The sequence below is a fragment of the Sphingobacterium olei genome, from assembly GCF_005048855.1.
Taxonomy (GTDB): domain Bacteria; phylum Bacteroidota; class Bacteroidia; order Sphingobacteriales; family Sphingobacteriaceae; genus Sphingobacterium; species Sphingobacterium olei.
Genome location: NZ_SUME01000005.1, coordinates 499901 through 513984 on the forward strand (window position 1 = coordinate 499901; position 14084 = coordinate 513984).

Consider the following 14084-nt stretch of genomic DNA (forward strand, 5'->3'; position numbering starts at 1 on the left):
CCTTGCAGGGAGCTGGAAACGGCTCCGAAGTCGCCCGTTTGTTTAAAATTAAAATGGATTTATTATGGAAGAGAAAAACAGAAAACAGATTAGGAAAACAGGAAGGAAACCAAAGATTGACCCTGCGGTCAATCGGTATTCCATTAACCTGAATGCAGAGGAAAACGCCAAATTTCTTGCCCTCTTTGACCAATCGGGAATGAAAGTAATGGCTCATTTTATTACGGCTTGTATCTTTCAAAAGACGGTTAAGACCGTAAAAATTGATATGGATGCAGTTGAATATCATGCAGGGCTGACCCGGTTTTTCAGTCAGTTCAGGGGAATAGCAACCAATTATAATCAGCTTGTTAAGCTGTTGAATACCAATTTTTCGGAGAAAAAAGCGTCCACATACCTCTACAAATTGGAAAAACAGACAGTAGAAATGAAAGAACTGTTGCTGAAAGTTGTTGCCCTGACCACAGAATTTGAAGCAAAGTATCTGAAAAAAGCGTAAAATTATGATTGCAAAAATCGGAAAAGGAAGCAATATGTACGGTGCGATTTTGTACAATCAGCAGAAAGTTGAAAAGGAAAACGGAGCGGTTTTGTTGCTGAACAAGATACCTGACACGGTGGACAGTAGGTATTCCACCCAGTATTTTAATCAGTATTTTGAGCCGTATCTGTCGGCAAACATCAAAACGGAAAAAACAGTACGGCATATTTCATTGAATCCCGACCCGAAAGACAAGGTAAGCGATGAGCAATTTACAGCAATGGCACAGGAGTATATGAAGCGTATGGGCTACGGCAATCAGCCCTATATTGTTTTCAAGCATACAGACATTGACCGCACGCATATACACATCGTTTCGACCTGCGTGGGCATTGACGGCAGAAAAATCCCCGATGATTACGACTATCCGCGTTCAATGGCAATTTGCCGTGATCTGGAAACGAAATACAACCTACAAAAAGCAACCGAAAAAGAACAAAATCAGAGTCACAAAGTTTTCAGGCCTGTGGATTATAAGGTTGGAGACATCAAAAGCCAGATCGCTTCGGTAGTCCGTCATCTGCCGAAGTATTACAGCTTTCCGACGATGGGAAGTTATAATGCTCTATTGTCGCTATTCAACATCACGGCAGAAGAAGTCAAAGGCGAGCGGAACGGACAAAACGTAAACGGATTGGTCTATGTGGCATTGGATGAAAACGGAAATAAGGCAGGCAATCCGTTCAAGGCATCGCTGTTCGGAAAAGATGCAGGAGTTGCACAGCTTCAAAAACACTTTGAACAGTTCAAAGAAAAAATGAAAAGCGATCCTGCAAGGTCAGTTCTGAAAAATACTGTTGAGCTTGCCATACACACGACAAACAGCGAAAGTGAATTTAGAAAGCAATTGACCGAGCAGGGCATCAATACCGTTGTACGCAGAAACAATGAGAGACGGATTTACGGTATGACCTTTATCGACCATGAAAGCCGTAGCGTTTGGAACGGTTCGGCGTTAGATAGAAACTTGTCGGCAAATTTGTTTAACGATTGGTGGAACAACGGAAACAAACCCGAACCCAAGATACAGGATAGCCCTGTTTCCAATACAAACGCAATAGACAATCTACCAACGAAAGAGCTTTTTGAGTTTACCTCGCAGGAACATTCGCTTAATTATGATTTGGGATTGTTCTGCTTGCTACCAGATGCACAAGGCGAGGATTACGAAGAAGAACAGTTTGCTAATCAAATGCAAAAGAAAATTAAACGATATATCAGGAAAAGGAGGTAAAAATTCATTTTATTGTTATATCTAAAATATTTTAGGCACTGCTACAATATTCGATATTTCAAACTTAGAGCTTTGATTTTCACATCCTGCCTAAAGGCGAAACGAATTTAGCAAGAAATGTGTCCAAAATCCTTGAGATAAATCTGTGTGGTAGGGATATCGTTAAAGACCCAAAAGATGTGTATTAAAGATGTACTTCAATTCATGAATGCCTATGTTTTTGTTTATTATTGCCTTTTTATTTTATTTTTGAAAACGCGCTGTGAACTTTGTACGGTATATATGTAAACCATATTGCCTTTCAAAAAGGAAATCTTTCGAACGATATTCTTTATAATAAATACGTAAATTTTCTAAAACCGAATGTAGCGGATTTACAGACTAGTCTTTTTTACAATTTCCTCTAGGAATGTGGACTTTTATATCCCACCTGTCGATGTCCGTAAATTTTGAATTTACGATTTAGCTTATAAGCAAACCCATTCCATAACATAATCGCAAAACAAGTTTGTGATTGATGTTTTCGCTTACTGTAAAACCATCAGTCATTAACAAATTGATAGATGTAAACTTTGTGTATTTTGTAAGAATTTCTGATATTTGTGCGTTATCGCCAATATTAAAGAGAAAATTACAGAAACTAAAGAGAGATAAAATAACAAAAGGCACATTTAGCTTTTTCCGACACATTTGCCAACGCTTCAGAACCGCGAAGCAATCACGAATACCATTTAAAATCAATTTATGCCGTGAGTAAAACGGACAAAGCAACTTTTTAACAATACTCGGACAGAAAGTCGACTTGAGTAATTAACTTTGCAACTGAATGACCAATTTAACAAACATTTCAAATGAAGTTTTAATCTCAATAATTGGGACAGTCTTTCTTTTCACAATTTTTTACTTAATTTTCAGACTGACCAAAGCGGAGAAAAGAAGAAAGGAATCTGACGACAAATTTCAGCTATTAGAAAGCAAAATCAACAAGTTGGAGTTACAAACCCTTGAATCAAAACTTAATCCGCATCTATTTAAGAACATTCTTAATTCCATTCAGTCCCACGCTTATCAGACCTATTTTGCACTTGACAAATTGGCGAATGTTTTGGACTACATTCTGTATGAAAGCCGAAACAAATTTGTAACACCAAGAGAAGAGATAGACTTTGCTTTAAATCTTATTGAAATCAACAAAATAAAGATCAGTCCTTTGTTCGAATTGAAGATTAAAACCAAAATAAATGAATCTGAACCTTTGCTTGAACAAAGATTATTAGCCCCGCTAGTTTCCATAGATTTCATTGAAAACGCTTTTAAACACGCTGATTTACAAAGTGCTGACGCTTTTATTGCGGTTGTTTTTGAATTCAAGGAAAATGTTTTTTCGTTGACCGTTTCAAATAAAATGTCTGCTAAAAAAGCAATGAAGAAAGAAAAAGGCGGCATTGGTGTTGAAACTCTGGAACAACGGTTAAAAATTATATATACGGACAATTTCAAACTCGACCGGTTTACGGAAGGAGATATTTACATAGCACATTTAAAAATTAATTTACTTGAACACAAAGCTAAAATGCTTGCTCTTAGATGATGAGCTGCCAGGACTAACTTACTTGAAAATGCTCTGCGAACAGCTTCCTGATTTGGAAGTTGTAAAAGCATTTAACAATCCTAATATTTTCCTTAAAGAAGCATCAAAATTAGATTTTGACATTTGTATTTTAGACATTGAAATGCCTGAAATGAATGGTTTACAAATTGCCAATTTATTGAATGGCAAACCTGTAATTTTCGCGACAGCTTATAAAGATTATGCCGCAGAAGCATTTGACCTGAATGCAATTGATTACATTAGGAAACCAATAAAAATTGACCGATTAAAGCAAGCAGTTGACAAAGCAAAAAAACATATTGGGAGCTCAAAAGAATTAAATCATAAAACATACATTCAACTAAACACTAACAAAGGCAAAGCCATTCTTTTTTTTGATAAAATCGCATACATCAAAGCATCTGAAACTGATAGCCGTGACAAGGTTGCCCGACTATTTGACAAAGAAGAATTCGTTTTGAAAAACATCACATTTGATAAGCTGACTGAACTACTTCCAACAAGTGATTTTTGCAGAGTGAACAAAAAAGAAATACTTTCCATTAAAGCAGTTCAAGTATTTTCATTTGATAAAATCACTACTAATTTAATAAGTGAACACGGTAAAAATATCAAACTTTCTTTAAGCGAGAATTATAGAAACGAATTTCTTCAAAAAGTCAAAATCTGATTCATTACAAACTTTTTCAGTCTTATTACAATTCGAACGGCTTTCATCTCATTAACGATTTTTCAACCTTTATAAATCATCATCTTTGTAATGTAAAATTACATTACTATGGATGAAAACATTAATACTGGGTCTATTTGGGAAACGAGAAAGCAGAAAACCTCATTTTTCGGAAAAGTATTTTCTGCATCAAAACCCAAAGCAAAAAAATTGCAACGCCTAATGTTATTGCTGAAAAATGTAATGGCGTATTATTTGGAAATACAACAATTAAATCATTTATATTTTCAACCGATATGGCATTAATTGAAAACAATGATGCTGATGCAGTTTTAGCAGTTTATCCATTTTCTCCCTCACAGAAAATTATGAAATCACTTATTGATTTTTCAGAGAAACCTGTGATTTGTGGCGTTGGCGGTGGTTTAACTCAGGGTAAAGTTTCTTTAGAAATGGCATTAGTAGCAGAAGGTTTGGGTGCAGCGGCTATCATCGTTAATCAACCATTTCAGAACAATCATATTGAAGCGATTAAACGAAAAATTAATATCCCAATTATTTCTAGCGTTTCCCTCAAAGAGCTTTCATTCAAAGACAGGGTAAATGCGGGAGTAGATATTTTTCACGTAACAGGTGGTCCGAATACGGCTTCAATAATTGAGCACATCAACTTTGCTGTACCTTGTTTTCCCATAATTGCAACGGGTGGAAAAACCATTGAAAATATCCAAACTTCAATTAGATCGGGAGCAGATGCCATAGTATTGACACCACCATCAAGTGGGGAATTGTTCAAATCAATTATGAGTCAATATAGGTCAGGAATTAACAAATTGAAAAACACAGTGAACCTCTTCTAATATGATGATTATGGAAACGAAATTTAAGGAAATAGACAAAGAGAATATAGGGAAATTGAATTTTCCTATGGATGACATTGTGAAAATGGAAAAGAAACAAATACAACGCCAAAGTGAATTAGAAAGAGCAATGGCTTTGGGCAATTTGGAACAAGTAAAAGTAAAAATATACTTTGAAGATGATAAAGATAAACTATTCGTTGAAACCACAATTTGGGGCGTTACAGATGAAAGTGTTATTCTAAAACAAGGTCTTGTAATTCCGAACAGAAGAATTTTCAAAGTCATTTAATCAATACTTTTCTTGAAATGAAAAAAATACTTTTTATAATGACAGTTTTAAGCTCTACATCAACTTTTGCTCAAGAAGATAAAGTATCGTTCGCTTTATATGATGGCATTTTCATAAGTGGGTATGTGGAAAATGGAGCTTTTTTGAATTTTACGGGTCCGAATATCAATGCGACTTACAAAAATTCAAAATTCATCCTTGGAATGTTGCCTTCTCTTCGATTCAAAGAAGACAAAGGAACGCCCAAAAATGCTTTTGTAACTCCTAATCTTGGAATTGGATTTACTTACAGTTACAAGATGTGGGCTGTTCAAATTCCACTTTATTACAATGCAAAAACCGCAACACAAAACGGTCAGTGGCACGTGGGATTGGGAGTAGGGTTAAGATTAAATGAATGGAAAAGGCAGGAGAAAAAATGAAAAACATACAGAAATGAATATGCTCGAATATGCCAAAACAATATTAAAAAAAGTCTCTTTTGATAAGGAAATTTTCAAAAGAGAGTATAAAAAATTTGTAACAATGCTTTCAGATAAAGAGAGTGAAAAGTTGATTGAGTGGCAGCAATCTAATTTTAGAGATACTATTAATGGGAATAATTTAAAAACTAAAGGCAATAAAGATGAAGAAGTTTAAAAGCAGCTTTTTTTATGTAGGTGTCATCGGGGGGTTCACTGCATTGATGTATTGGATTGTTTTGCTAGGTGCAAAATTAGAGCAAGGCAGAAACATTGTTATTCCCGAAACAGGAAGAACACAATGGCAGGAATTTATTGATTCGCTCATTCATAATTTAGAACATCCGTTAGCTATTCTTTTGGCTCAAATTGTTACCATTATTTTTGCGGCTCGCTTATTTGGATGGATTTGCAAAAAAATCGGACAACCTACTGTAATTGGTGAAATTATTGCAGGTATCATTTTAGGGCCATCGTTAATTGGAATGTACTTTCCTGAATTTTCTGCAACTCTTTTTCCAACGGCATCATTAGGTAATTTACAGTTTCTTAGCCAAATAGGCTTGATACTTTTTATGTTCGTTATTGGAATGGAATTGGACTTAAAAGTGCTAAGAAATAAAGCTCATGATGCAGTAGTCATCAGTCACGCAAGTATCATTATTCCTTTTGCCTTGGGTATGGGATTGTCTTATTTCGTCTATGAATCTTTTGCCCCACAAGGCGTGCAATTTTTATCCTTCGGCTTGTTTATGGGGATTGCTATGAGTATTACCGCCTTTCCGGTTTTAGCACGAATTGTACAAGAACGCGGTTTAAGTAAAACCCGTTTAGGAACTGTGGTAATTACCTGTGCTGCTGCCGATGATATTACCGCTTGGTGTATATTAGCTGCCGTTATTGCTATTGTAAAAGCAGGTTCTTTTGTAAGTGCTTTGTATGTTATTGGCTTGGCTGTGCTTTATGTATTTCTGATGATAAAGGTGGTTCGTCCATTTTTGGCTCGAATTGGAAATTTATATCAGACAAAGGAGAGCTTGAGCAAACCTATCGTTGCTATTTTCTTTTTGACGTTGATTATTTCATCTTACGCAACTGAAGTAATCGGCATTCATGCACTTTTTGGGGCGTTTATGGCTGGTGCTATTATGCCTGAAAACATTAAGTTCAGAAATATTTTCATTGAAAAAGTAGAAGATGTTGCCTTGGTTCTACTACTTCCGTTATTCTTCGTTTTTACTGGTTTACGAACTGAAATCGGACTGTTGAACGACCCATATTTATGGAAAGTAACAGGTTTAATTATTCTAGTTGCCATAGTTGGTAAATTTGTAGGTAGTGCTTTAGCGGCAAAATTTGTAGGTCAAAATTGGAAAGATAGCCTCTCTATTGGAGCATTAATGAATACACGGGGTTTAATGGAATTGGTTGTTCTAAATATTGGTTATGACCTTGGTGTTTTATCACCCGAAATATTTACAATGGCAGTAATTATGGCCTTGGTTACAACCTTTATGACTGGCCCCGCTTTGGATTTGATTAATTGGGCTTTCAAATCAAAACAAGAGGAAATCCCACAAGAAATTAGTCAAATCAATAAATTCAAGGTGTTAGTTTCGTTCGCAAATCCAGAACGTAGCATATCACTTTTAAGATTGGCAAATAGCTTTATCAAAAATCTCAACGGAAATGCTGCTATAACGGCAATGCATCTTTCACCTACAAACGAGTTGCATCATTATAATGTCGCAGAATACGAAAAGGAAAGTTTTACTCCTATCATTGAAGAATCAGAAAACCTAAATCAAAAAATTACTACATTATTTAAAACCTCAAGTGACATCGATTCAGATATAACAGAAGTAGCCAACAAAGGCGATTATGACTTACTGTTGATTGGTTTAGGGCAATCCATATTTGAAGGCAGTTTACTAGGAAAAATTTTGGGCTTCACTACTCGATTTATCAACCCGGAAAAACTACTCAATCAGGTAACAGGTAAGGAAAGTTTGTTTGAAAACTCACCGTTTGACGAAAGAACCCGTAATATTATAAGCAAGAGCAAAGTTCCGGTGGGTATTCTGCTAGACAAGGATTTTTCAAGTGCTGCAACTGTTTTTATTCCGATATTTTCAGAGAATGACACTTTTTTAATTCAATTTGCTCAAAAACTCATCAAAAATTCAGAATCACAAATCACCATTTTGGATGTGGCAGGACAAGTCAAGAACAATCCTGAACTAAAAGAAAAAGTAAGAGCCATTGAACAAAAAGCTCCCAATCATATCAACTTACTTAACGAAAGAATAATTGACAAAGAATTTTTAGCAAGCCAACATTTGATGATTGTCAGCATAGAAAGTTGGAAAAAATTAGTTAACTATAAAAGTCTTTGGCTTTCTGACATTCCATCAACATTAATTTTAAAAGAAAGTGTATAATACAAACAAATCGAACATATTGAAATAATTATACTTTGTTTTCATATGCTTGTGTTTTATTTTGTTGGTAGGTATTGGAGACCAAAAAGCGTTTTTAAGCTTTTCACTGTAATTGATTATTACCACCAGAATACACGGCATATAGATGTAGATTAGAAGTAGATTTTAATTTCTGGCAAACCTTACAGTTTGGGTATTAAACCACAAAAAGCAAACCCTCAAAATTCAGGGTGGATAAAGAACCTGAATTGAACCATCATTAACAGATAAGGAATTGAGCGCAGCAGATACACTCAATAGCCTTTATAGAACACATTAACGCAAGTTACAGACGCGGTTTTTTAAGCTTTTTTTTTAAAACCTAAATCAGGTCAGGGATATAACTGAAAAATTATAACCATATCAGAACTCGTAATATCCTTAAATAATATGACATTTATTACCGTAAGCAAAATTAAAAGCTAAAAAGGGTGTCATTGTTAGCTTTTAATTGAATATTTTTGACCAATATATAGTGCTTGTTTTGGGAAGCTTACAATTAATCGACAAAAAAACGAAAAACTGTAAAGAATGATATTATTGAACATATTTGAAACAACCTTACCCCTGACAAATCCGGTATTGAAATTCCTTTTGATATTGGTAATAATTCTGTTCGCTCCGATAATTCTAAACAAAATAAAAATTCCACATCTTCTCGGACTGATTATAGCAGGTGCAGTCATCGGACCGAATGGAATTAACCTAATGCAAAGAGACAGTAGTATCATTCTTTCAGGCACGGCAGGACTTTTATACATTATGTTCCTTGCAGGTTTGGAAATAGATTTAGCAGACTTTAAGAAAAACAGCAAAAAAAGTGTAGTATTCGGCTTATACACTTTCCTTATTCCAATGACTTTAGGAACATTAGCAGGACTTTATGTATTAGAATTTTCCTTAGCTACTTCTGTTTTATTAGCGAGTATGTTTGCCTCTCATACGCTCATTGCCTACCCATTAATTAGTAAAATGGGTGTAGCAAAAAACAAAGCGGTCAATATTACAGTGGGGGGCACAATGATTACGGACACTTTAGCCCTCTTGGTTCTTGCAGTAATTGTAGGAATGACAACCGGAGAAGTTAATACTGAATTTTGGGTAAGATTATCTGTTTCTATCATCATTTTTGGATTGATTGTAATGTTGCTTTTTCCAATTATCGGACGTTGGTTCTTCAAGCGATTTGACGATAATGTTTCCCAATATATTTTTGTTTTGGTAATGGTTTACCTTGGTGCTGTTCTCGCAGAAATGGCAGGTATTGAAGCAATTATTGGAGCTTTTTTATCAGGATTGGCTCTTAACCGATTGATTCCGCATACATCACCCTTAATGAACAGAATTGAATTTGTTGGTAACGCTATTTTTATTCCATTCTTTCTTATTGGCGTAGGAATGCTTATTGATTATAGAGCATTTTTTAAAGATTTTGAGACAATAAAGGTAGCATCAGTAATGATTGTTGTTGCTACCACAGCCAAATTTCTTGCAGCTTGGATAACTCAAAAGACCTACAAGTTTTCAGTTGACGAGCGAAGATTGATTTTTGGATTAAGTAACGCACAAGCAGCCGCAACCTTAGCAGCCGTTTTAGTTGGCTACAACATCGTTGTTGGAGTAACAGAAACAGGCGAACCAATCAGACTATTGAGTGAAAGTATCTTGAACGGAACTATTTTGATGATACTTTTCACTTGCACCATTGCTTCGTTTGTAGCTCAAAAAGGAGCTAAAAATATTGCACTTTTGGATAGTACAGACACAACAATTGATGACGAAGAAAGTCGGGAAAAAATTTTAATTCCAATAAGTAACATTGAAACAACAGACGAACTTATCAATTTGGGAGTTACTATAAAATCAAAGAAGAATAAAGATGGTTTGTTTGCTTTAAGTATTGTTGACCATAACAAAATGGACGGCTCGTCAGATAAACAAGCCAAAAAAATATTAAGCAAAGCGGCAGTTACAGCTTCTGCAACAGATAATGTAATACACGAATTACTACGCTACGACCTAAATATTGTGAACGGAATTACTAGTGTAGCTAAAGAACATAAAATCACAGATTTAATATTGGGACTGCATATAAGCAAAGGTATTTCCGACTCTTTTTTAGGAAACTTGACCGAAGGTATTTTGACAAAATGCAACACAACAACATTGATATACAAAGCTGCACAACCTTTTTCGACACTTAAAAGACACATTATAATAGTCCCTGAAAATGCAGAAAAAGAAATTGGATTCCCGTTTTGGATAATTAAAGTATGGAACATAGCAAGAAATTCAGGTGCTAAACTTGTTTTTTATGCTACAAAAGAAACGCTAAAATTTATACAAGAAATTCAATCTAAACACCCCATAGAATGTGAATTTGAAGATTTTAATGATTGGGACGACTTTTTAATACTTGCAAGAAATTTTCAGAAAGACGACAATCTTATAATTGTATTAAGCAGAAAGGATAAACCTTCATACAATAGGAATATGATAAAAATACCATTATATCTAAACAAATATTTTAAAGAGACGAGTTACATATTAATTTACCCAATGCAGGCAGGAGTAACTGACACCTCACAAATTGACTTGAAAAACCCAACGTTTATAGAACCGTTTGAGAAACTAGATGAAATTGGAAAAACGATTGCAAAATTATTCAGACGAAAATAATACCCAGACGAGCAAAAGCAACTGTCGAACTTTCACCGATGCTTCTACCATTTTGGAATGCAATATAATTTTGTATATTTGCTATGAGCTAGCGGAAACACATTGAAAAGCAAAGCAATAAGCACCGTTACCAAATCGTTACCTGACTATCTTTGATACCCACTATAAAAGCCTAGTATTCAATCGATACAGCTTTTTCCTGAATACTTTAAAATAAATTCTCAGTAAATATAGACCGAAGATTGAAAACAGATAAAGTATATAAGTTAGTTTTTAAGACAATACTGCTCTAAAATCACAGCAGCTTAGACAAAGCAATAATGCCCTCTTCTAACTCTTTTTCGGAAAGTGAGCCATAGCCTAATCTTATACCGTTTATGGTTTTATCTAAGCTGTAAGTATCAGGCCTAATGATTGTGATGCCTCTGTTTTTTAGTTTTTTGGAAACCTGCAACCAGTCAATTTGCTTATTTGGAACAATCCAAAATGCCAAACCGCCATCGGGAACAACATATGTTGCTTTGTCCTTGAGGTATTGATTAAGCATAGTTGCTGTAAAATCTCTTTTGGCTTTGTAATGGTTAGTTGATTTTCTGATATGCCGTTTTATTGTACCGTCTTTGATCAGTTGCAAAACAGCCTGTTCCATTATGCTGTCGCTTTGCACATCAATAATCTTTCGCAAACTGCCTACCTTTTCAATCAAAGAACTGTCCTTACTTGCCAAATAACCGATACGCAGAGCAGGTGCAACAACCTTGCTCATTGTACCAATGTAAACGTAGTTTTTCAGTTCCGTAAAACTTGACAAAGGCAAGACAGGGCGATACCCAAAATGAAACTCATTATCGTAATCATCTTCAATAATCGTAAAACCGTATTTGTTGGAAAGCCTTATCAATTCCAATCTTCTTTTCAAACTCAATGTTGCAGTAGTTGGATATTGGCGGTGTGGAGTAACGTAAATTGCCTTAATTTTTTTATGGGCTTTCAGATAAGAAATAACACCGTCAATCAGCAAACCATCTTTATCTACGCTTACAGGCAATAGCTTTGCACCCGCACTTTCAAACGCTTTCCAAGCGGGTTTATATCCGGGATTTTCAATCATTACATAATCATCTTTGGTAAACAGACATTGAGCCGTCAGATACATGGCCATTTGACTACCACGAGTGATGCAGATATTTTGTTCGTTCACCTGCATACCTCTTTGATGATTGAGCATTTGTATAATGGATTTTCTGAATTCCAAGTCGCCCAATTCATTACCGTAGCCCATCATCTGCCACCTCGCTTTTTGGTTAAATATTTGGCGGTATGCTCTTGCCAGTTCTGTAATAGGTGCAATTTTACTATCAGGGCTTCCGTCATCAATCTGCAAATGAAAATGTTTGATTGCCGTATTTTCTATAGCAGCTGTTCCTCGATTGGATTTTTGTACGCTTTTGAAATCAGGCAATGCATCAGCAACAAAAGTACCCTGCCGTTCTTTAGAAATAAGCCAACCTTCAATAAGCAGTACATTTAGGGCTTCTACAACCGTATTCCGGTTGATTTTTAAAAGCTGTGCAAGGTTTCTACTACCGGGCAAAGCATCACCGGGCTTTAACCTGCCCGAATGAATATCTTTTATTATGGCATCGGCTATTTGCAGATAAATGGCTTTATCTGATTGCTGGTCTAACTGTATTTCGAAATTCCATTTTCTCAACATCTGGACTATCTATTTTTGTAAAAACTGTATCATTATGACAGTCCAAAGATACAATACTTTTGTATCGCAATAATGCAAGAAAACAATAAAAAGATTTCAGTTATGTCAAAATTAGAAACAGCAACAGAAGTAAAAAAGTCCATCCATGAAGAGCAAAAACAATTCAGTTCTAAAGATTTTCATCAGACGTTTGCAAGACCCACGTATGTGAAGCCGTCACACGTTATTCACAAAAACGTTGAAAACGCAGGCGTACACAACCAATTCTCGGAAGAAAGAAAGCACCCTGTTTTCTTTGTGGACTTACCGAGCAAAAATGTAAGTATGACCATTGGTGGTTTATTGCCGGGACAGAAAACACATTTGCACCGCCATACCTACGAAACCGTTTTGTATGTCATCGAGGGCAAAGGTTGGACTAAAGTTGAAGAGGAAATTGTAGAATGGGAAGCGGGTGATGCTATTTACATTCCGTCTTGGGCTTGGCATCAGCACCAAAACACAAGCGAAACAGAAAGTGCAAAATACATTGCTTGTGAAAATGCACCGCAACTGCAAAATTTAGGGGTAGCATTACGTGAAGAAGAGGGAAGAGATTTTTAACTTTTAAAACAGGATAATACATGGACAAAGTACCATTTAAAGGTGTAATCGCATATCCGATCACACCATTCGACAACAACGAAAACGTTGATATTCCATTATTCAAAAAACAAGTTGAACGCTTGGTTTCGGCAGGCACTCACGGTATTGCCCCATTGGGAAGTACAGGTGTAATGCCTTATCTTAACGATACCGAGAAAGAAGCCATAACCGAAGCGACTATGCAACAGGTAGCAGGTAGGGTTCCCACATTGGTTGGGGTTTCAAACCTGACGACGGAGAGAACTATTTATCACGCAAAATTTGCCGAAAAAGCAGGTGCAACGGCGGTAATGATTATCCCAATGAGTTATTGGAAATTGACCGATGACGAAATTGTGCAACATTACGATGCCGTTGCTTCCAAAATTTCCATTCCCATCATGGCATACAACAATCCCGCCACAGGCGGTGTAGATATGTCGCCTGCCTTGCTGAAACGCTTATTGGAAATTCCGAACGTGACGATGATAAAGGAAAGTACAGGTGATATTCAGCGTATGCATTATTTGAGAAAAGAGCTGGGCGACGAAGCAGCGTTTTTCAATGGCTCCAATCCGTTGGCATTGTCCGCTTTTTCGGCAGGTGCACGGGGTTGGTGTACCGCTTCGTCCAATCTGATACCAGAACTCAACATTGCCCTTTACGATGCCATACAGGGAAACGATTTGAAGACAGCCCAAAGAATATTCTACAAACAGATTGATTTGTTGAAATTCATTGAGGCAAAAGGTCTTCCACGCTCCATAAAGGCAGGTTTAGACATATTAGGAGTTGGCGGAGGTGATTTTAAAAGCCCTTTAAAACCACTTAATGAAAATGAAATAGCCAAACTGGACAGCATACTTTCGGCTATTGAAGGCGAAGTTTATCAACATTAAATATAATTCTAAAAC

The 14084-nt window shown here is 36.0% G+C and carries 13 protein-coding genes; 12 read left to right on the plus strand and 1 reads right to left on the minus strand.

Going from position 1 to position 14084, the window contains the following annotated elements; all coding sequences use genetic code 11:
* The first annotated feature begins 64 nt into the window (after positions 1-64).
* The 10 genes from mobA (at position 65) to FAZ15_RS14445 (ending at position 10829) form a co-directional block, all read left to right on the plus strand.
* Positions 65-499 carry a conjugal transfer protein MobA gene (gene mobA, locus FAZ15_RS14400; RefSeq protein ID WP_136902010.1) on the plus strand — a complete coding sequence of 145 codons (435 nt, stop codon included), beginning with the start codon at positions 65-67 and terminating at the stop codon, positions 497-499.
* Between the two features lie 4 nt (positions 500-503).
* The gene (gene mobB / locus FAZ15_RS14405) at positions 504-1775 is read left to right on the plus strand and encodes a conjugal transfer protein MobB (RefSeq protein WP_136902011.1); all 1272 of its coding nucleotides are present in this window, start codon (positions 504-506) and stop codon (positions 1773-1775) included.
* A gap of 826 nt (positions 1776-2601) precedes the next feature.
* Entirely contained in the window at positions 2602-3366 is a 765-nt protein-coding gene (locus FAZ15_RS14410; protein WP_136902012.1) for a sensor histidine kinase, read from the plus strand.
* Positions 3332-4057, plus strand: coding sequence for a LytR/AlgR family response regulator transcription factor (locus FAZ15_RS14415; protein WP_136902013.1), 726 nt, complete (start codon positions 3332-3334; stop codon positions 4055-4057). The genes FAZ15_RS14410 and FAZ15_RS14415 overlap by 35 nt, the downstream gene beginning before the upstream one ends.
* Positions 4058-4194: 137 nt before the next feature.
* Positions 4195-4917, plus strand: a complete 723-nt coding sequence (locus FAZ15_RS14420; protein WP_136902014.1) for a hypothetical protein — start codon at positions 4195-4197, stop codon at positions 4915-4917.
* A gap of 10 nt (positions 4918-4927) precedes the next feature.
* Complete coding sequence (locus FAZ15_RS14425) at positions 4928-5209, plus strand: hypothetical protein (protein ID WP_136902015.1); 282 nt, start codon at positions 4928-4930, stop codon at positions 5207-5209.
* 17 nt (positions 5210-5226) lie between these two features.
* Positions 5227-5631 (plus strand): hypothetical protein, encoded by a 405-nt coding sequence (locus FAZ15_RS14430; RefSeq protein WP_136902016.1) that lies wholly within the window; start codon positions 5227-5229, stop codon positions 5629-5631.
* 13 nt (positions 5632-5644) lie between these two features.
* Positions 5645-5848: a hypothetical protein gene (locus FAZ15_RS14435; RefSeq protein WP_136902017.1), complete on the plus strand. Its 204-nt coding sequence runs from the start codon at positions 5645-5647 to the stop codon at positions 5846-5848.
* On the plus strand, positions 5835-8111 hold the full coding sequence (locus tag FAZ15_RS14440) for a cation:proton antiporter domain-containing protein (protein ID WP_136902018.1): 2277 nt from the start codon (positions 5835-5837) through the stop codon (positions 8109-8111). The genes FAZ15_RS14435 and FAZ15_RS14440 overlap by 14 nt, the downstream gene beginning before the upstream one ends.
* A gap of 570 nt (positions 8112-8681) precedes the next feature.
* Positions 8682-10829, plus strand: a complete 2148-nt coding sequence (locus tag FAZ15_RS14445; protein ID WP_136902019.1) for a cation:proton antiporter — start codon at positions 8682-8684, stop codon at positions 10827-10829.
* A 295-nt stretch (positions 10830-11124) separates the two neighbouring features.
* On the opposite strand, the gene pdxR is transcribed toward FAZ15_RS14445, so the two are convergent.
* Positions 11125-12546: a MocR-like pyridoxine biosynthesis transcription factor PdxR gene (gene pdxR / locus FAZ15_RS14450; RefSeq protein ID WP_136902020.1), complete on the minus strand. Its 1422-nt coding sequence runs from the start codon at positions 12544-12546 to the stop codon at positions 11125-11127.
* A 102-nt stretch (positions 12547-12648) separates the two neighbouring features.
* Here pdxR and FAZ15_RS14455 point away from each other — a divergent pair, with 102 nt between their 5' ends.
* Together FAZ15_RS14455 and FAZ15_RS14460 are read left to right on the plus strand one after the other, a co-directional pair.
* Complete coding sequence (locus FAZ15_RS14455) at positions 12649-13149, plus strand: cupin domain-containing protein (protein ID WP_136902021.1); 501 nt, start codon at positions 12649-12651, stop codon at positions 13147-13149.
* Between the two features lie 20 nt (positions 13150-13169).
* The gene (locus FAZ15_RS14460; RefSeq protein WP_136902022.1) at positions 13170-14069 is read left to right on the plus strand and encodes a dihydrodipicolinate synthase family protein; all 900 of its coding nucleotides are present in this window, start codon (positions 13170-13172) and stop codon (positions 14067-14069) included.
* Positions 14070-14084: the final 15 nt, after the last annotated feature.

Bases quoted from the DNA above. Each gene is read 5' to 3' on its own strand.
- FAZ15_RS14445 (WP_136902019.1), top strand. From the start codon at position 8,682: ATGATATTATTGAACATATTTGAAACAACCTTACCCCTGACAAATCCG.
- mobB (WP_136902011.1), top strand. From the start codon at position 504: ATGATTGCAAAAATCGGAAAAGGAAGCAATATGTACGGTGCGATTTTG.
- FAZ15_RS14460 (WP_136902022.1), top strand. From the start codon at position 13,170: ATGGACAAAGTACCATTTAAAGGTGTAATCGCATATCCGATCACACCA.
- FAZ15_RS14455 (WP_136902021.1), top strand. From the start codon at position 12,649: ATGTCAAAATTAGAAACAGCAACAGAAGTAAAAAAGTCCATCCATGAA.
- FAZ15_RS14435 (WP_136902017.1), top strand. From the start codon at position 5,645: ATGAATATGCTCGAATATGCCAAAACAATATTAAAAAAAGTCTCTTTT.
- FAZ15_RS14425 (WP_136902015.1), top strand. From the start codon at position 4,928: ATGGAAACGAAATTTAAGGAAATAGACAAAGAGAATATAGGGAAATTG.
- FAZ15_RS14440 (WP_136902018.1), top strand. From the start codon at position 5,835: ATGAAGAAGTTTAAAAGCAGCTTTTTTTATGTAGGTGTCATCGGGGGG.
- pdxR (WP_136902020.1), bottom strand. From the start codon at position 12,546: ATGTTGAGAAAATGGAATTTCGAAATACAGTTAGACCAGCAATCAGAT.
- FAZ15_RS14410 (WP_136902012.1), top strand. From the start codon at position 2,602: ATGACCAATTTAACAAACATTTCAAATGAAGTTTTAATCTCAATAATT.
- FAZ15_RS14430 (WP_136902016.1), top strand. From the start codon at position 5,227: ATGAAAAAAATACTTTTTATAATGACAGTTTTAAGCTCTACATCAACT.
- mobA (WP_136902010.1), top strand. From the start codon at position 65: ATGGAAGAGAAAAACAGAAAACAGATTAGGAAAACAGGAAGGAAACCA.